Source organism: Mesorhizobium sp. M1C.F.Ca.ET.210.01.1.1 (assembly GCF_004791585.1).
Lineage (GTDB): Bacteria > Pseudomonadota > Alphaproteobacteria > Rhizobiales > Rhizobiaceae > Mesorhizobium.
This window is the reverse complement of the sequence record NZ_SRUU01000058.1, coordinates 1-17,661: the sequence shown is the minus strand read 5'-3', so window position 1 is coordinate 17,661 and position 17,661 is coordinate 1. Positions and strand designations below refer to the sequence as shown.

The 17,661-nt window shown below is 58.3% G+C and carries 16 protein-coding genes and 4 pseudogenes; 16 read left to right on the top strand and 4 right to left on the bottom strand.

The features are described 5' to 3' along the window. The 10 genes and pseudogenes from EN853_RS32145 to EN853_RS32100 all read left to right on the top strand — a co-directional run. A partial coding sequence (locus tag EN853_RS32145) for a DUF269 domain-containing protein (RefSeq protein ID WP_127259213.1) occupies positions 1-393 on the top strand: 393 nt, incomplete at its 5' end. A gap of 90 nt (positions 394-483) precedes the next feature. Beyond that, positions 484-642: a CCE_0567 family metalloprotein gene (locus EN853_RS32140; RefSeq protein WP_224571204.1), complete on the top strand. Its 159-nt coding sequence runs from the start codon at positions 484-486 to the stop codon at positions 640-642. After that, a pseudogene (fdxB, locus tag EN853_RS32135) lies at positions 639-954 on the top strand (ferredoxin III, nif-specific). Before EN853_RS32140 ends, fdxB (EN853_RS32135) begins: the two are co-directional and overlap by 4 nt. Next, the gene (locus EN853_RS35395; protein WP_126097327.1) at positions 926-1,225 is read left to right on the top strand and encodes an exopolysaccharide production repressor protein; all 300 of its coding nucleotides are present in this window, start codon (positions 926-928) and stop codon (positions 1,223-1,225) included. The pseudogene fdxB (EN853_RS32135) and the gene EN853_RS35395 overlap by 29 nt, the downstream one beginning before the upstream one ends. A 236-nt stretch (positions 1,226-1,461) precedes the next feature. Further along, the gene (locus EN853_RS32125; protein WP_024505903.1) at positions 1,462-2,475 is read left to right on the top strand and encodes a 1-aminocyclopropane-1-carboxylate deaminase; all 1,014 of its coding nucleotides are present in this window, start codon (positions 1,462-1,464) and stop codon (positions 2,473-2,475) included. A 599-nt stretch (positions 2,476-3,074) separates the two neighbouring features. Next, positions 3,075-4,232 (top strand): TlpA disulfide reductase family protein, encoded by a 1,158-nt coding sequence (locus tag EN853_RS32120; protein WP_127863036.1) that lies wholly within the window; start codon positions 3,075-3,077, stop codon positions 4,230-4,232. 323 nt (positions 4,233-4,555) lie between these two features. Beyond that, positions 4,556-4,993: a DUF269 domain-containing protein gene (locus EN853_RS32115; RefSeq protein ID WP_126104992.1), complete on the top strand. Its 438-nt coding sequence runs from the start codon at positions 4,556-4,558 to the stop codon at positions 4,991-4,993. A gap of 91 nt (positions 4,994-5,084) precedes the next feature. Next, on the top strand, positions 5,085-5,243 hold the full coding sequence (locus tag EN853_RS32110; RefSeq protein ID WP_224571204.1) for a CCE_0567 family metalloprotein: 159 nt from the start codon (positions 5,085-5,087) through the stop codon (positions 5,241-5,243). Further along, positions 5,240-5,557 carry a ferredoxin III, nif-specific gene (gene fdxB / locus EN853_RS32105; protein WP_174800308.1) on the top strand — a complete coding sequence of 106 codons (318 nt, stop codon included), beginning with the start codon at positions 5,240-5,242 and terminating at the stop codon, positions 5,555-5,557. The genes EN853_RS32110 and fdxB (EN853_RS32105) overlap by 4 nt, the downstream gene beginning before the upstream one ends. Continuing rightward, positions 5,554-5,760, top strand: coding sequence for an exopolysaccharide production repressor protein (locus tag EN853_RS32100; RefSeq protein ID WP_095489408.1), 207 nt, complete (start codon positions 5,554-5,556; stop codon positions 5,758-5,760). Before fdxB (EN853_RS32105) ends, EN853_RS32100 begins: the two co-directional genes overlap by 4 nt. Before the next feature lie 597 nt (positions 5,761-6,357). Here EN853_RS32100 and EN853_RS32095 read toward each other — a convergent pair. Next, positions 6,358-8,160, bottom strand: a complete 1,803-nt coding sequence (locus EN853_RS32095) for an ABC transporter ATP-binding protein (RefSeq protein WP_127862958.1) — start codon at positions 8,158-8,160, stop codon at positions 6,358-6,360. Positions 8,161-8,797: 637 nt separating this feature from the next. Between EN853_RS32095 and EN853_RS32090 the strand changes: the two genes are divergently transcribed. Further along, positions 8,798-9,544, top strand: coding sequence for a LuxR family transcriptional regulator (locus EN853_RS32090; protein WP_126097332.1), 747 nt, complete (start codon positions 8,798-8,800; stop codon positions 9,542-9,544). Positions 9,545-9,560: 16 nt separating this feature from the next. Here EN853_RS32090 and EN853_RS32085 read toward each other — a convergent pair. Beyond that, positions 9,561-9,795 (bottom strand): annotated as a pseudogene (locus EN853_RS32085) (transposase); the annotation flags it as partial. Between the two features lie 718 nt (positions 9,796-10,513). Here EN853_RS32085 and EN853_RS32080 point away from each other — a divergent pair. The 5 genes and pseudogenes from EN853_RS32080 (at position 10,514) to EN853_RS34980 (ending at position 15,740) form a co-directional block, all read left to right on the top strand. Then, on the top strand, positions 10,514-11,230 hold the full coding sequence (locus tag EN853_RS32080; RefSeq protein WP_245454718.1) for an SPASM domain-containing protein: 717 nt from the start codon (positions 10,514-10,516) through the stop codon (positions 11,228-11,230). Between the two features lie 1,058 nt (positions 11,231-12,288). Further along, positions 12,289-13,545 (top strand): diaminobutyrate--2-oxoglutarate transaminase, encoded by a 1,257-nt coding sequence (gene ectB / locus EN853_RS32075; RefSeq protein ID WP_127862956.1) that lies wholly within the window; start codon positions 12,289-12,291, stop codon positions 13,543-13,545. After that, complete coding sequence (locus EN853_RS32070) at positions 13,538-14,377, top strand: hypothetical protein (RefSeq protein ID WP_127862955.1); 840 nt, start codon at positions 13,538-13,540, stop codon at positions 14,375-14,377. Before ectB ends, EN853_RS32070 begins: the two co-directional genes overlap by 8 nt. A gap of 400 nt (positions 14,378-14,777) precedes the next feature. Beyond that, positions 14,778-15,109 (top strand): annotated as a pseudogene (locus EN853_RS34985) (transposase); the annotation flags it as partial. A 364-nt stretch (positions 15,110-15,473) separates the two neighbouring features. Continuing rightward, positions 15,474-15,740 carry a hypothetical protein gene (locus EN853_RS34980; protein ID WP_135905117.1) on the top strand — a complete coding sequence of 89 codons (267 nt, stop codon included), beginning with the start codon at positions 15,474-15,476 and terminating at the stop codon, positions 15,738-15,740. Between the two features lie 162 nt (positions 15,741-15,902). Here EN853_RS34980 and EN853_RS34265 read toward each other — a convergent pair whose 3' ends face one another. Next, positions 15,903-16,433 carry a hypothetical protein gene (locus EN853_RS34265; RefSeq protein ID WP_189343932.1) on the bottom strand — a complete coding sequence of 177 codons (531 nt, stop codon included), beginning with the start codon at positions 16,431-16,433 and terminating at the stop codon, positions 15,903-15,905. Positions 16,434-16,782: 349 nt separating this feature from the next. Beyond that, positions 16,783-17,545 (bottom strand): annotated as a pseudogene (locus EN853_RS34975) (helix-turn-helix domain-containing protein); the annotation flags it as partial. Between the last annotated feature and the right edge of the window lie 116 nt (positions 17,546-17,661).

Sequence of the window (17,661 nt, the reverse complement as noted above, 5' to 3'; positions counted from 1 at the left end):
GACGACGAGGCCCTTGCTTCCCCGTTCGTCAAATGCCTCCTGCGGCTCATTCGTACTCAGGATTCCTTCGGCTTATGGGAAGGCCATTCGGATGCCGAGCTGCTGGCCGAGTTCATCATCACCAAGCAACAGCAACGTGCGGTACCCTTTGGCGGCGATCCCGATCCTGACGCGCTGTGGAGGCTCGACATGTTTTACACCGCCGTAGCGCTTGCGATCGAGGAGCGCTCCGGCGTGTCGACGTCGCCGACAATAGAAATGAAACCCGTGGGGGCTTCCGGCGGTTGGGCGTTCTGTCGAGACGTCCACCGGTTCGGCTTCGAGACTTTCCGCAAACTTGCTGAGGCCGGTACGAAACTGGTCGACGATGCGACTGCAGCCATTGAAGCCTAGCCCGAGATGGAGCGCATCAAGAAACCATTGTTCCAGGAAGGATCTATGTCAGACCTAGATAGGATGAGGAAAAAAGTCTGAAAGCTCCAGTTGCGTGCAGCTATTGCCAAGATGGCATTGCAGGACCTCGTCGAGGGTCTGCCGGGCAAGTGGGCCGACATACAGGAAGTCGCCGAGAAAACCCAAGCCGTTTATGCCGAGTTGGATGTTGCCAAGAGAGAACTCGCTTCAATGAAGAATTTAGGATGATGCGCACATTCACCACCCGTGACGGCTCCATTTGGATGCCGCCGTACCTGACCTCCATCGATAGCAAATCTGCATCGGCTGCTGCCGTTGTTTCAAGGTCTGCTCGCGCGATGTCATGCATCTTCACGGCGTTGATGATTCGGGTGAAATCCTCGCCCCTGCGATGACGAGGACGACGATTTCGACGGCAAGCTCAATCGCATGATCATGGTTGTCGATGATGCCGGCCGCTGCATAGGCTGCGGAGCCTGCGGCCGCGTCTGCCCCAAGAACTGCCAGACGCATGTTGCGGCCGACGAGCTCGCAACATGATCTGGCGAAAACCAGGGGAGCGGCGTGCACTTCATCTTTTTGTCGGCTCGTGGGGCTGGTCCTGTGCAGCAATGCGTCGATGGTTTACTTCGCTTTGGATTCGCTCCGTGTGGCAGTCGTCACGACGCTGGCCTGTTCGCTGCTGCTTCAGGCCGGCTACTTCGGCCGCGTGCTCTTTCTGATCTGGCAGTCCTCTAGCCGCGCTCGTGGAACTCGCCACAGGGGCCAGCATGCCGATGGTTACAGGAAAGCTCGGGTACCAGTCGTCTGACTCTGATCAACTGCGGAATGCAATTTTCAGCTGTGTCCCGGCTTGGTCGAATGCCCAGCATGTGCTGCTGCTTTGATGCGCGGATGACAGGATCAGTGCTCAGACCCACACCAATTTTGGTCACCCTCTGATGACTGAGCTGATCGTATAGGGAATCTGTGTTCGGCTAACACGCGACCATACCCCTGGGCTGACCGGTGCGTAGCAGGTTCAGGTACTTTTTTGCTGGAGATAGCATGCTGGAAAAATTCGAACGTTATCCGCTCACCTTTGGACCCACGCCGATCGAGAGGCTCGACCGCCTCGGCAAGCATCTGGGCGACAAGGTGGAAATCTACGTCAAACGCGAGGACTGCAACTCCGGTCTCGCGTTCGGCGGAAACAAGCTGCGCAAGCTCGAATACATTGTGCCTGACGCGATCGCGTCAGATGCCGATACGCTCGTCACAATCGGTGGCGTGCAGTCCAACCATACGCGCATGGTCGCTGCGGTCGCCGCCAAGATCGGCATGAAATGCCTCCTGGTCCAGGAGAGCTGGGTCCCACATGATGATGCTGTCTACGACCGGGTCGGCAATATTCTCTTGAGCCGCATCATGGGGGCAGAGGTGCGCCTGGTTGACGAGGGCTTTGACATCGGCATCCGCCGCAGCTGGGAAAAGGCACTTTATGAAGTCAAGGCAAGGGGCGGCAGGCCATATGCGATACCTGCCGGCGCCTCTGTCCACAAATACGGCGGCCTGGGCTATGTGGGGTTCGCTGAGGAGGTGCGTGCCCAGGAAGAGCAGCTTGGGTTTGCCTTCGACTATATCGTCGTCTGTACGGTGACTGGTTCAACCCACGGCGGCATGCTCGTCGGGTTCGCCAAGGATGGTCGACAGCGCAACGTGATCGGTATCGATGCCTCCGCCATGCCCGCCAAGACCAAGGCGCAGGTGCTTGGCATCGCCCAAAATACAGCGAAGCTCGTCCACCTCGGAGCGGAAATTGTCGAGGCAGACGTGGTGTTGTTCATGGACTACGCGTACCCGGGTTATGGCGTTCCATCGGAGGAAACCAAAGAGGCAATCCGTTTGTGCGCGCGGCTCGAGGGCATGATTACGGACCCCGTTTACGAGGGCAAATCGATGCAAGGGATGATCGACCTCGTCCAGAGGGGCTTCTTTCCACAGGGATCGAGGGTCCTCTACGCACATCTAGGCGGCGCGCCGGCGATCAACGGGTACGGCTACACCTTTCGCAACGGCTGACGTTCGGCAGTCTGCGATTCCGCGGTCGCGCTCGAACGTGGGTAGGTAGCGTCGTTCGAGCGCTTGGCTGGAGAAGTGGAGGCAGCGACGGGCATCCACTAATTGGTACCATTACGTGCTGTCGGGGCTCAACGCCACGCGCATTGAGCGCATGCCGCCGTTGGCAACCGCGAGGCGAATTTTGACTCCGGGGCAAGAATCCACACGCGGCGGTGGCGGCACGAGGACCAAGCCGGCGAGTTCGCGCTTTCGAACTGGCGCCAAACTGCCACTGCTCGAGGACCGAGGCCAGTCTAATCACAGGCGAGCCGTCCAAGCTCTCAAGAGTGATAGGGCGAAACCCGACAGCGGCAGAAGACATGTCGGGTTCACGACAATCGGCCGCATTTGGCCTCGTGGAGAATTTCAAAGCATTTCCCGCCGCTTACCGGAGCTGAGGGAATTGGCACCTCCGTTGCAGCTTGATGTGCGGCAACACGGTGAGAGCTTCGCTGAAGCAAGCCAGAGGGAGCGATGCCCTCGAGACCGTGTCCGATTTTGACTGGAAAATATTCCGCGACAAAAGAGACGAAAGGTGTGGAATGACTTTGGACACCAAGATGGAACTGCGTATGGGGTCCCCGGCTCCTGCGATCAAAGTGGAGAACTGGCTGCGTGGCGAGCCCCTCACGAACTTTCGGCCCGGCAAGGTCTACCTCGTTGAGTTTTGGGCGACTTGGTGCGGACCATGTGTCGACGCCATGCCCGATTTGATCGAACTGCAGGAGAAATATGAAGGCAGCGGATTTGAGGCGGTCGGAGTTGCCGCCTGCGAACAGGGTCCTACCGCAGACGAGGCGCGGACCAACGTGGATGCCTGGCTGACCGAGAAGTTCCCGAATCTGAATTATCGTATCGGGTTCGATTACATTGGCGAAATGAACAAGCTCTGGCTGGATCCCAGCTCTTCGATTGGGATTCCCACCTCGTTCGTGGTCGACCGCGACGGCCACATCGCTTTTATCGGCCACCCGGCGGAACTCGATGACGTTTTGCCGAAAGTCCTTAACGGCAGCTGGCGCAGCAGCTATGAAGCGAAAGCCGCCGATGCAAAGCGCATCGCGCATAACCAACTTGCAGCGCGCGAAATGTCGCTTACCGGGCCGATATACGCCAAACTTGAGCCGGCGATGCAGGCCGAGGATTGGACGGCGGCGCTCTTGGCCATCGAAGAAGGCCTCGCCTTGATGCCAGACTCTTGTGAGTTCCGGCAGATTCATGCGGATCTTCTGCTTCACAAGCTGCGCGACATCAAGACCGGCATGCCGGTCATGCGAGAATTGGTCGAGGACGCGATCGACAAAACGTCCGACGCGGTGTCGTGGATGGCCTTGGCCCTCAACCAACTCTTCGATCCCACGATGGACAATTCCCATCTTCCGCGCGCGGAGCGCTTTGCGATGGGCAACGAGCTCTCGGAACAGATACTGGCACTCAATCCCCCGAACGGCGATGGCCCGTTTAAATACCTCCGGTACCTCCCGGTAGCTCAGTATTATTACGAGAGCGGCAACAAAGATCGCGCAATCGAGTTGATCGAGGTGGCACTGAAATCGGTGGACCGGCTGGGGCCAATTCCGGACCACACCAAACAGTACTATCTTACCCCATTGCTCGAAGCACTGGCCAACTACACGGGTGAGCCTGCCTGTCACGCGGATCTTTGTGTGGCTCCGCAAAAGAAGGCACCCGAAACTCAAAACGCAGTCACTTCCTGAGCAAGAATCGCGAAGGGACTGACAATTGGAATTGAACACTGGCCAATCCGCCCATCGAAGCTCTCTTCGCAGCAAGTATGTCGATGCAGCAGGCGGCGGCTTGCGGAAGGTTGGATTTCAATTGCGTTGACCACCGGTCGGATCGCGGCGCAGACGATGTGCGCCGCGAATTCGCGCCGCAGGTCTCGCACTCGTGGACATGTCGAGGTCGGCCACGGGGCACTCTTGGGGTTGGCCCGCCCAAGCCATTCGTCGGCCACGCAAGCGGACCCGGAGTGGGCATCGCAGGAAAAGGAAATCGTACCTCGAAGACGAAGACTGAAATGACGAACAACGAAATTCCTCCGGTTGGCCCTGCTGTCAACAATGACGACGAGGCCCTTGCTTCCCCGTTCGTCAAATGCCTCCTGCGGCTCATTCGTACTCAGGATTCCTTCGGCTTATGGGAAGGCCATTCGGATGCCGAGCTGCTGGCCGAGTTCATCATCACCAAGCAACAGCAACGTGCGGTACCCTTTGGCGGCGATCCCGATCCTGACGCGCTGTGGAGGCTCGACATGTTTTACACCGCCGTAGCGCTTGCGATCGAGGAGCGCTCCGGCGTGTCGACGTCGCCAATAATTGGAATGAAGCCCCTGCGGGCTTCCAGCGGTTGGGCGTTCTGTCGAGACGTCCACCGGTTCGGCTTCGAGACTTTCCGCAAACTTGCTGAGGCCGGTACGAAACTGGTCGACGATGCGACTGCAGCCATTGAAGCCTAGCCCGAGATGGAGCGCATCAACAAAACCATTGTTCCAGGAAGGATCTATGTCAGACCTAGATAGGATGAGGAAAAAAGTCTGAAAGCTCCAGTTGCGTGCAGCTATTGCCAAGATGGCATTGCAGGACCTCGTCGAGGGTCTGCCGGGCAAGTGGGCCGACATACAGGAAGTCGCCGAGAAAACCCAAGCCGTTTATGCCGAGTTGGATGTTGCCAAGAGAGAACTCGCTTCAATGAAGAATTTAGGATGATGCGCACATTCACCACCCGTGACGGCTCCATTTGGATGCCGTCGTACCTGACCTCCATCGATAGCAAGACCTGCATCGGCTGCTGCCGTTGTTTCAAGGTCTGCTCGCGCGATGTCATGCATCTTCACGGCGTTGATGATGCGGGTGAAATCCTCGGCCCCTGCGATGACGAGGACGACGATTTCGACGGCAAGCTCAATCGCATGATCATGGTTGTCGATGATGCCGGCCGCTGCATCGGCTGCGGAGCCTGCGGCCGCGTCTGCCCCAAGAACTGCCAGACGCATGTTGCGGCCGACGAGCTCGCAACATGATCTGGCGAAAACCAGGAGAACGGCGTTGCACTTCATCTTTTTGTCGGCTCGTGGGGCTGGTCCTGTGCAGCAATGCGTCGATGGTTTACTTCGCTTTGGATTCGCTCCGTGTGGCAGTCGTCACGACGCTGGCCTGTTCGCTGCTGCTTCAGGCCGGCTACTTCGGCTGCGTGCTCTTTTTCGCGGACGTCGATGATCTGTAGAACTGTTCATTCGCTCCGCAGAGGGCCGGCGAATCCAATCTCTTCCTAAGCCCGTTGGCCGTAATCGAAAGACACGGGGCCGGCGAGTTCGTGCTCAGCTGCCACTGTGCTAGCAAGGGAACGGAATCCAATCCCGGAGCAGATGGCCAGAGTTGAGCGAAGACTGCGGTCGGAGCTCCTGCGCTTCCGGGTCTCCAAGGGGACGACTTTGCGAACCGAAGGGACTTTGAACCGTTGACGTGGCCGGCGTGCGGTAGGTTGGGCCAGCGACAGGGATCCCAGCCGGCCGGGAAGCACCGCCCTCTCAATGTGCGTTGACTTCGCTTCCTTTGGCGAAATGTGGGTAACGGCGAGGGCCGCACTCTTCCCGGGCCGTCGACATTCCCGCCCTTTTGGTGCGTGCGCCGTTAGGCGCGACAATTCGGTGCCCGCGTGTAACTGCGCGCATTCGCCGAAGCTTAGACGTGGTGCATTCCCGCTCGCCCGTTTGGCGGACAGTTCCTGCCGTGCTGGTTTTGCCGCCTAACGCCCGCCGCTCGTCACTGCCACACCCCTCTCCGGCAACGGCTCGGCGCATCGCGCAAGCCGGTTTAGCGATCAGGCCAGGCCCTTCGCGAGTTCCAACGCCTGCCGTTCGAAGAGGCGGCGGTAAATGCCACCATCGAGATTGATCAGGGCGGCATGATCGCCGTCCTCCATGATGCGGCCACGGTCGAAGACGAGCAGCCGATCGAGCGAGCGGACCGTCGACAGCCGGTGTGCGATGACGAGTGTGGTTCGGCCCACCATCAACCGATCCACCGCTTGTTGAATGAGCACCTCGGATTCCGAATCGAGGCTCGATGTGGCCTCGTCCAGAATAAGGATCGGCGCGTTCGCGAGGAAGGCGCGCGCGATCGCCACGCGCTGGCGCTCGCCGCCGGAGAGCTTCAAACCCCTTTCGCCGACCAATGTCCCATAGCCCTTCGGCAGGGGCGCGATGAATTCGTGGGCACTTGCCAGTCGTGCCGCTTGCTCGATCTCGGCCTGGCTCGCGCCAGGCCGGCCATAGGCGATGTTCTCGGCAAGCGACCTGTGAAACAGGATCGGCTCCTGCTGCACGATCGCGATCTGCGAACGAAGGGACTCTTGGGTCACCTCGGAGACGTCCTGACCGTCTATCAGGATCCGGCCGCCGCTCAGGTCGTAGAGTCTCTGGATCAGCTTCACGAATGTTGTCTTGCCGGAACCGGAGGGTCCAACCAACCCAACCCTTTCGCCAGCTTCAATCGACAGCGAACATTCGCTATAGAGCGGCAGGGGATGGTTGGCGTAGCGGAAGTGGACGTTCTCGAAATCGATACGGGCCTTCGTGATCCGGATCGGCTTGGCCTCTGGACGATCGGCAACATCCACGTGCTGATTGTGGATGGCCACTAGTTCTTCCATCTCATTAACCGAGTGCTGCACGTTGCGGACATGCATGCCGGCATCACGCAGATAGCCCTGCAGGACGATGAAGGACGTGAGAACATATGCTATCTCGCCCGGCGTTGCCTGTCCATGCGACCACAGAAGCAGGGCATATCCGACCACCGCCACCCTGAGCGCAACCAAAGTTACGCCTTGGGTTGAGCCGATGATCGTTCCGCGCACCCAGCTCCGGCGCGCGCGGTGCCGCCATTTCGTCATGATATTTGCAAGCCGCTCGTCTTCGCGAACCTCTGCGCCGAAGCCCTTGACCACAGCGTTGCAACTGACCGCGTCCGCAAGCGCGCCGCTGAGCCTTGTGTCCCATCGGTTGGCAAGGCTCGCCGCTGGCGCGACATAGCCGAGCGACAGCGAAATCGAAAACGCAAGGTAGACGAGAGAGCCGCAAGCAAAGATCGCGCCCATGACCGGCCAGTGCCAGCCGAGCAGCACCGTCGAGCCGATCAAGATGACAAACGACGGGAGCAGCGTGACGAGTATCGTGCTGTTGAGGAGGTCGAGCGCCCACATGCCGCGCGTTATCTTGCGCACTGTCGAGCCGGCGAAGCTGTTTGCATGCCAGTCTGTCGAAAAGCGCTGCACATGATGGAACGCTTCGGTCGCGACGTCGGAAATCATTTTCAACACCAGGTCGCTCAGGCCAATGAAGGCGACGTGGCGCATGGCAATGCCACCGAGTGCCAATGCAATCGGTACAGAGAATGCTGCAACAGCTGAATCCGAAGCTGGTGCTGCCGCATTAGCAGCACGAGAAACAGCGTCGATGAGTCGGCCAGAATAGAGCGGCATCAACACGTCAGCCAGCGTGGAGGCGAGCATCGCGGTCATGATGATCGCGAGCCGGGCCGGCTGCCTGTTCCAGAGGCGAACAGTGAAGGCGAAAACGTCGCGACAAGTGGCGCCGCGCCCATGGACGGGGAAACGTCTCATAGTTTCCAAGCGGGCGCATCAACACGCTCGGTCCCAAAGACGATAAAAGACAAAACTGGAATTTCGACCTCCCCCATAACAGCATCAATTTTGGCGGGCAGCTCTTGCCGCCTCACGACGGTGAGTTCAAAAGTCGTGCCAACTGAGCGGGAACATCCGAAGGACAAATTCAGCAGGTTACCGAGCCTGGAGAAAGTCAGCCGCCATCCAGTCGAATACGATTGCTACGGCTGCTCAACTCGGGAGATTGGAAAAGAAGGTCGATGTATCGATTGAATTTTGAGCTTGTTCTTGCCTCGATCAAATAAGTACAGTTGCAATGCAGCTTTCTCAGGCCCGGCACTTAGGTGCTGATTTCAAAAGCGCGCCGCGAATACTTTCCTGCCCATATTCCGTCAATCGGATGCTCGACTGTCGGATTGTGCGCTCCCCGACACAGTGCTGTCGGTTCGCCTCCTGGGTACCTCCCCCGTCGATTGACGACCTGAAGGAGAAGCTTCGCTCGCAAGCTGGCACGACTCTTGAGGGTACTCCAGGTGGCGGAAGGAACTCCGGCTCGAGTCCCGTTGACTTCGGATGTTGCGAGGCTGGGTTGGAGCAAACTGTGCACCAATGAGAACGCAATGAAGGAGACATCATGGAACTCCGGCGGATTGCGGTGGAGTTAGACCTATTCCTCAAGATGACTGATGATGTCGCTCAATCCGAACAGTTGTTCGAACTGTTGTCTGCGTTTGCGCTGAATTTCGATTGCCCGTGGATTGCCTATGGGCCGCTCGCATCAGAGAGGGCTTTCAAGCCGAACCGAGAGGGTTCTGTGGTGATGTGGAATTATCCTGCTGAATGGCAGGAGCGCTACTCGAGAATGGGCTATGCCAAAATAGACCCCCTCATCAAGAAAGGTCGAAAGGAGGCGGGACCCTTTCGATGGAGCGAGGTGTATACTGATGAAAACATAACTGAAGATGGACGCCGCGTCTTGGACGAAGCAGCAACATTCGGCTTGAGGTCAGGCGTTACCGTCCCATTACATGGCCCTGGTGGCAGCTTTAGGTTTGTGAGTTTTGCTCAATCCTCGGACTGCGAATTGCAGAATAGAGCGATCACCTACCTGCAAATGGCCGCGCTGCGGTTTCATCGGATGGTTACGAAGTTCGACACTACGACTGCGTCGGAACGAGCTCATAACCTGTCTCCGAGAGAAATAGAGTGCATTGATTTGGTGTCACAAGGAAAATCATCTTGGGAAATAGGAACTATTTTAGGCAGATCACGAAATACGATAGATTTCCATTTAAAAAATGTAATGCGGAAGTTGGATGCGACCAGCAGAACGGTAGCTGTTGTAAAAGCTTTGAACCTTGGGATTATCGAACCGCCGTAGGTGCGCAGCTAGTTCTCCGCCCGTAGTAGCGCGCGTGATAGCCGAGACGCTCCGGCGTGCGCTCGCTCTTCGAAGCACCCAGCGCCTCGTCCATCTCGGCCTCGAGCACCTCCTGCATCACGGCGCGAATCACCTCGTGCAATCCATCGGCTTCGAAAGCAAAATGTCGTTGACGCTGCTATGGCGGATTTATCTTCAGGCTTGGTCCTGGTGGCGATGCTGAGTTCGCTTCGCTGAGATTGGGCGGTCATGACAGGGTGGTGTTCAATGTCACCGATTCCTGGAAGAAATTACCATCCGTATTAAGCGACTGACGATGAGTGATGTGTGTCCAAAATCTGACAGCTGTCAGAAAACATGTCGGGTTCAATACAGCGGAGCGTCTTAGCTCTGTCGGGCTTTTCGAAGCCTATCTCGCAGTAACTGCGCGCCAGGCGCACTAGCTCGGCCTTTGCTGGTCGATGTGCGGCAATATAGTGTGAGGGCTGACCCGCATGAGAACACGGAACTCGCTCGATGAAGGATGATCGACGGCATCCAGAAAGCTTCTCTCCGGCGGGTTCGAGGGTGCTGCGCGCGCATCTCGGCGACGGGCCAGCGACCAACGGTTGAGGCTACATCTCCGGAGCGAGTGATGCCTCGAAAGATGCAATGCTGTCTCTGGTCCGACGCGCTGGAAGTTTGTGAAGGTCGGCCCGGCAAGTCGGTGAACCGGGCGGCTTAGGCTGCCAAAAAGGGTAGATGTCTGCGTTGCCTCGGTAGATCAGCAGGCGGTATCAGAAAGCCAAAGGCACACGCACACCATCGTGGCGCTTCGCAGGAAGTAGATGGGAGTAATCACCAGTGATTTTACCGGAACTTCGCTCAGCAAACACAGCCGGCAGGGTTTTGGAGATAACGACGACCACGGGATGCGTCGTAGGATGTTCATATTGTCCCCAGGACAAGTTCGCGGTCCGGCAAAGAAAAGTGTCTCATGCGAGTCATCTGGATCTTGAAGATTTCAAGCGGTGTCTGGCCCGCGTACCGACTTCCGTCGACATTGGTTTTGCGGGATACTCCGAACCTTGGCTCAATCCGGACTGTACCGAAATGGTGGAGCACGCTTTCGCCAAAGGCCATGGCATCAGGATTTTTACGACGCTGGTGGGAATGAACGGGCAGGACCTGCAGCGATTGCAAGCCTTGCCCTTGGGCGTATTCGTGGTCCATGTTTTCGATGACGGCACCTACATGAACAGCCGCCTGGTCGGAGACAAGTATCGCGATCTGGTTCGTCAACTCGTCGACGCGGACATCCCCTTGATCCGATTCGTGGCCTTGGGCGAGCCCCACCCAGATATAGCCGACATTATTCCTACCGAAGCCCTGATAAAAGCGCGGCCGGTGAGCAGTAGGGGTGGAAGCGTCGACCCTAAGATCGTTGCACCACGTCAGCCAGTGGTCGGAGCCCTAACCTGCGTGGACGCACGACAGTATCGGAATGTTCTTCTTCCAAACGGCGACGTTACCCTGTGCTCTATGGATTTTGAACGGCGTCACGTATTGGGCAACCTTCTATATGAGGGTTACTCCGCTCTGTTTGAAAAGCCAGTTTTTCGCGAAATCGTCGACCGCATGAATGGAGCAGATGGTTTTCTGCTTTGCAGGATGTGTGAATTCGCCGACCCAAACGACCGGACCTGAGTGCATGCCGGCCGAGAGGGCGTGCCTGGCAGTGCGGATGGCCCCACGACAGATGCACCTGCCCGCGACGCCATCGTGTTTTCACGTTACGCCAGTATGTTCCTGTAGGCGCGGCAGTGGGCCTCGAGCATTTCGGAGACGAGCTCATCGAAAGGTCTTCGCCTTCCAACCGAGCTTGTCGGCCTGCCTAGCTTGAGGTAACGCCGATCACAGGTCAACCATCGGTCGGATGGAAACAGTGTTAGTCGATCCCGATCAGAGCTTGATTGCTTACTCACGGCTCACCTCGTCAACGCCTTCACCCTCCCGGACGATCTCCTTTTCGACTCGCCTGAAGGCAGCAGCCCAGCTGCGGCCGGGGATGGTTGCCGTCGCGGTAGTGGACGTTCTCGAAACCGATGCGGCCCTTCGCCAGCGCGTCTCCCGGTTGCTTCCGCCTGGCCTACGAACGGGCTTTCCGTCAAGGGGGTCCACGGCGGCCCCGCCCTCTTGATCCGGCGGCTCGGGCCAGTCATCGCGCAAGAGATCGGAATCCGCATTCTTCTCAAAGAGAGCGTGGCTTTCGCTGTGTCATCGGTCATCAAATAGTTTCTTGAATCAGGTTGGTGTCCGCAGCCCGAGGTTGAACGGCGAATATTGATGACCGCCGCGAAGCCGCTCGCTCGCTACGGCGCTATTGAGGAGCGCGCTCGCGAGCGGCTTCGCTACCGCCGAGCGACACAACCTCTGGCGACGCGACCCTGCTGATCTCCTTGGACATTTGTCCGGAGGCGCTATGGGCAGCGATGGGTGGTACGTCAACTACCTGATGCCATAGTAGCGATGCTTTCGCGGAAGCTTTAGAAGCCATCCTGCTGCAGCACATTCGAAAGCATCCGAATGGAGGGCAACGCCACCCAACAATATTTGATGAGGATGCCGGCATCACCAGACCAAACCCAGACCAAACAAAGCTGCCTCCGGCATTCTGCTTCAACGTTAAGCGACGAACATCTGCCGCAAACCACTAGCCATTAAACAGCTCTCTTCTTTGAAAGACTATGTGCAGAGGACTTGATATGGACACCGACGCTTTCACGGCTCATGAATCTAACGTTCGTCGTTATTGCCGGGCGTTCCCCACCGTCTTTACGAAGGCCCTTGGGGCGACGATCTGGGACGAGACGGGTAAGCCCTTTATCGATTTCCTGGTGGGTTCCGGCGCACTCAACTACGGGCACAACAATCCGGATATTATGGCGCCAGCGATTGAATATCTCGTCGGTGAGAACATTCTTCTGTCGCTTGATATGCATACGGCGGCAAAGCGTGACTTCATTGAAGGGTTCGTCGATTGGATCCTGAAACCCAGAGGCCTTTCGTACAAGATTCAGTTTCCCGGGCCGACCGGCACGAACGCCAACGAAGCGGCGCTGGCGCTGGCGCGAAAATACACCGGCCGCTCGAGCGTCATGGCCTTTACGAATGCGTTCCACGGCATGTCGCTCGGCTCTCTCGCGGTGTCGGGCTCGGCCTCAACCAGGGAACTGGGAGGCGTTGCTCGCCACGATGTGATCCGTGTTCCCTATGACGGCTATCCGAGCCAAGCTTTCGATTCCGCCAGTTACATCGACCACGTTTTGAGCGACCCGGGGAGCGGCATAGAAAAGCCTGCCGCAATTATACTGGAGACCATCCAGGCAGAAGGCGGCATGAACGCCGCGTCCGCGGCTTGGCTCACGGAAATTCAGCGCATTTGCCGTACGCACGGCATTGTTTTTATCGTCGACGATATCCAGGCGGGCGCGGGCCGAACTGGCGATTTCTTCTCATTCGAGTCCGCGAAAATGGAACCGGATATTGTGTGTCTTTCCAAGTCCCTAAGCGGTTCAGGTAGCCCGCTGTCTATCGTTCTGATTCGACCCGACTTGGACATATGGAAGCCCGGAGAACACAGCGGGACCTTCAGAGGCAACAATTTCGCCTTCGTGACGGCAGGAGCCATGTGCAAGATGTGGTCGGATAGGAAATTTACTGCAGGTGTCGAGCGGACAGCCGTCAGGCTGCAAACCCACCTCGATCGCCTGGTTGCGAAATTTCCAAGATACATCGAACAGAAGCGCGGCCGCGGTCTGATGGCCGGCCTGAAATGCCGTTCACCGGCAGTTGTCGGCCGCGTGCACGATGTCGCATTCGAAAATGGCCTTCTTATCGAATCCTCGGGGCCAAATCGCGACGTTATCAAAGTCCTCCCGCCGATAACCATCACCAATGCCGAACTCGATCGTGGCATCACCATCCTTGAACACACACTACAGGAGCAAGACAATGCCTAGTCAGATATCTCAAGTGCCAGCCATCTCGCCGGTTTCGATCAGAGAACGGATCGGCTCGATCAACACTGCGGAAATCATCTCGGTCCTGAAAGGTGAGCTCACCGCTCTGCACATCAAGCAAGCTTTCAGCACCGAGGTAGCCGAGAAGATCACCACGAACTTTGTTGGTAGTGCCGGTCTCAAGGAGCGTAACGATGGTGTGCCCGGACAATATGTCGGCGCATCTCACTACAGGAAGGATGCAGCCAGCTATTTCGCAGACGCCGAAAAGGCGCGACCGCACGTCGAAGCGCTTTTTGAGAATTTGGTTGACCCGGTCCGAGCAATATTCGGCGCGTTGAAGCGAGAGCTTCACAACAAGGGCATTGAATTGCGGCTGGCGCGTTCAGAACACGGTCAGGCCAATGTCTGTCGCGCCCTCAGTTGGTCTGGTACCGGCACGTTTTCCTTGGCCCCCCACGACGATGTCGCTCAAGTCCTATGTGCCGGGAACGATTATGAGCTTTCTGCGGTGGCGCACAACACCGTCGCAGCATTCAACTTCTATCCCAGCATTCCCGAAGAAGGTGGCAATCTGCGGCTCTGGAGCCATAAGCCGACAGTCATCGACCGAAAGTCGCAGGGTGTGGAGACCACGGGATATCCCTATTCGGCAGCTTATCTCGAGGCCGTACCTTGCCGCGACTTCCAGCTCAAGGCCGGGGATATCGCCCTAATCGATGGCGGCTTCGTCCACGGGGTTACCGGTCGATCAGGCGACGGAAAGCGTCGCCTGGTGCTGAATTGCTTTTTCGGATTTGCCCGGCCGGATCTTGTTCTCTGGTGGACCTGAAGTTCGGCGTGTCGCGATAGACCGGCTTCCGCCGGCAGCTAAGGCCTCGACATCCTCGCAACGGGTGGGCTGCCAGGGCTACTTGATGCCTGTTTCAAAGGAGGAGACAAGCCATGAAGCACGCTCGCTTCTGTTACCGCCGATTGGACCTGTTCGTGCGCAATCCCCACCGGCGATCAAGGCCAATGGGATGCTGGTTCGATATTCGTGGGCTCGCTGTTCGGTGAGTGCGGGACCATCATACGGTTCCCGTTCAGAAACCGGGCCATCTTCCCCATCAATGGCGGACCCGCAACCGCGCCGGACGCGCCTTCGCCGGTTGGTTACCCCGTCTACGACGTGCTCTGATCCCTGAAAACTGGATCGTTCTCGGTAATTCCCTTGGAAGGACCGGAAGACGATGAAGGCATGGAAGTTTCCGGACGCACAGAAGGCGTTTATTTTGAAGCAGGGGGAAGACGGGATTTCCCGTGCCGAAATCTGCCGGCGCGCGGGGATCAGCCAAGCGACCTATTTCAACTGGAAGAAGAAATATGACGGGCTGCTGCCGCCCGAGATGAATGGCTGAAGCAGCTTGAGGACGAGAACGGCAAGCTCAGGAAGCTGGTGGCCGATCTCTCCCTGGACCAACGAGATGCTGCAGGACGTCATGCGCCGAAAACTGTGAGGCCTGCTCGCAAACGCGGGCTGGTGGCCGAGAAGGGTGGTGAGTGGCACGTGTCGATCCGGCGGCATTGGTTCCTGACCCTTGCCGATGCCTCTGAAAAACGTTGGAGGATTGGCGCAGATACTACTACAACACGACGACAGAACGCCCACGGTATCGCGGAGCACGAGCTTTCTTACCCGTGGCATCCTTGGGCCGGGAGCATGGCCCTATTTATGAGTTGGTCGAGAAGGCTGGTAGAGAGGTTTCCGTGCGACCGGATGGTCGCCGCAGTCTGTCTCGGCAAGGCTGGGGCGGTTGCGGCGCGGGAAGTATCGCGCTTTGCCCGCAACAGCCGCGACTGGCTCATCGAGATGTGCCGCGTCGTCGATACCGTGCTGATCGACCAGGAGACGGCCTACGCACCGCGGCAGGCAATGACCGGCTGCTGTGAAGGGCACTCTTAACAAGTATGAACTTGATCCTCTGCGTCAGCGCTCCCTGTCGGCCCGCTATGAGAAGGCCCGGCGCGGAGAACTCGTCGTCGCTGCCCCGGTCGGCTTCGTGAAGGTCGGCGACCGGCTGGAGAAGGATCCCGATCGTCGCATGCAGGAGGCCATCACCCCTGCGTTTGACAAAGTGGCGGAACTCGGCAGTGCCCGCCAGTCCTGCTCTGGTTGCTCAAACATGGGCTGGAACACGGGCCGGCATCACTGAGCGCCCAATGATGGCGACGCTCTGCTCCCCGGCCTTCCGCTGCCGGCGCTGTGGCCGCAAGCTGACAGTCCGCTACACGAAACCAAGCACAACATTCCGCGCTACTCCTGCTGGCGTGGTCTGCTTGACGATGGAGAGCCGCGTTGCATCGCCTTCGGTGGGCTACGCGTCGACGACGCCATCGAGGAAGCTCTTCTGCGGTTTGTTGACCGGGAAGCGACAGCCGCGGCCGTCGAGGCCGAAGCGCAAGCGGCTAGTCGCCGCGATCAGGTCCGCGATGCTCTGATGCGCGATCTCGAGGTGGCATGCTACAGCGCGGATCGGGCGTTCCGGCAATACAACGCCATCGATCCGCGGAACCGGCTGGTCGCGGCGGAACTGGAGTTGCGATGGAACCGGACGCTTACGCGTGTCGGCGAGATCCGCGCATGCTTCGACATCGGAGCCATCACTTCTGTCGCCAATACACGTCACCGCGCTCGCCGCCAATCTCAAGGCTGTGTGGGCGGCGCCGACGACAGATGCAAGGCTCAAGACGCGCATCGTTCGCACCGTCATCCGGGAGGTGGTCGCCGATATCAATGACGAAGCGTCAGAAATCGTTCTACTGATCCATTGGATTGGCGGCGTCCGCACCGAACTGCGGCCGCCGAGGAAGCGGTGCGGACAGCTCAACAGCACTTCGGCCGACATCCTGGCAACCTTCCGGCAACTGGTTCTCATAGCCAATGATGACCTGATTACCGGCATCCTGAACCGGAACGAACAAGCCGGCGCGTTTGCTCGGCTTGCACCGAAGACGCTCAGGCTCGCCGCCGAAGTAGGCGCGATCGAAGGTATTCATCCCCTACCGGATGGCCTGTGGATCTTCAACCGATCAACGCGCGGCGAACCGGTGGCTCAGAGCATTGTTTTGCGTGCGAGGCAGAACCCAAACACCCCACATTCTCTTCAGCAGCATAGACAGATGGGTGTTATGAAACAGGATTGTACAACGAGGTGCGCATCGGGCGATCGGACACGATACCAGGGGTCATGACGATTAACCGACGGCATGCGCCCACCGCCTCTTTCCAATTGACGTGATGGTTTCTGGATTGGCGAGGAGTTTCTGCCAGGCCTCGCACGCCGCGTCGATGATGCGTCGTAGCGAAGACTCGGTTTGAGAGCCAGTTGGATCTCAGGTATTGCCAGAGGTTTTCCACCGGGCTCAGTTCGGGGGATCGCGACGGCAGGAAGATCGGCGTGATGTTCTCCGGCACGTGCTGTCGGGGACGCCTGCCACGTCTTGCCCATTGACGGACCAAGCCGTTCTTATGGCCGATGCGGGCTTTGTCTTGAAACCATCCCCCCGTGTGCCTTTCGGCAGGTCCACCAGATGGGCCTTCAGTGTGCGCGGGAATTTTTTTTACACCCTTCGACGGTGTCGGCATCCTGCGCGGGGTGACGCGGCCGGGCGCTCATGTGCGAGAAGCCCAGCCTCTTCAGCACTCGACGCCGAAGCGCTCCTTGATGACCCGCTGGAGATCGACGCGGCGCCACCGCACCACGCCGTCAACGGCAGGATCAGGCCCGTTTCGACAATCTCGGCCAGCTCTGCCGGTTGCTTGGGCAAAAGCCGTGATGTGGGCCATCCGACCACGAATCCAGAAGCCCATCCGGCCCGGCTTCGTTGAACCGGTGTGCCCAGTCCCGCAAGGTCTGGCGGTCCATCCCGCCGATCCTGCCGCGTCCGCACGGCTCATGCCGTCAAGCCCCGCCGCTAGAGCAGTTCAGGTTTTGACTGAATCTGAGGGGATTGAACGAAGCCGCTGACGCGGCATTTGGCGGGTCGGTTTGCGGTTGAGGCTTCTGTTTTGAAGGATTGCGGCTGTTGAAGCGCAATCTTGGAACAGGAGCACTGAGATGGCCGAGTTGAGCC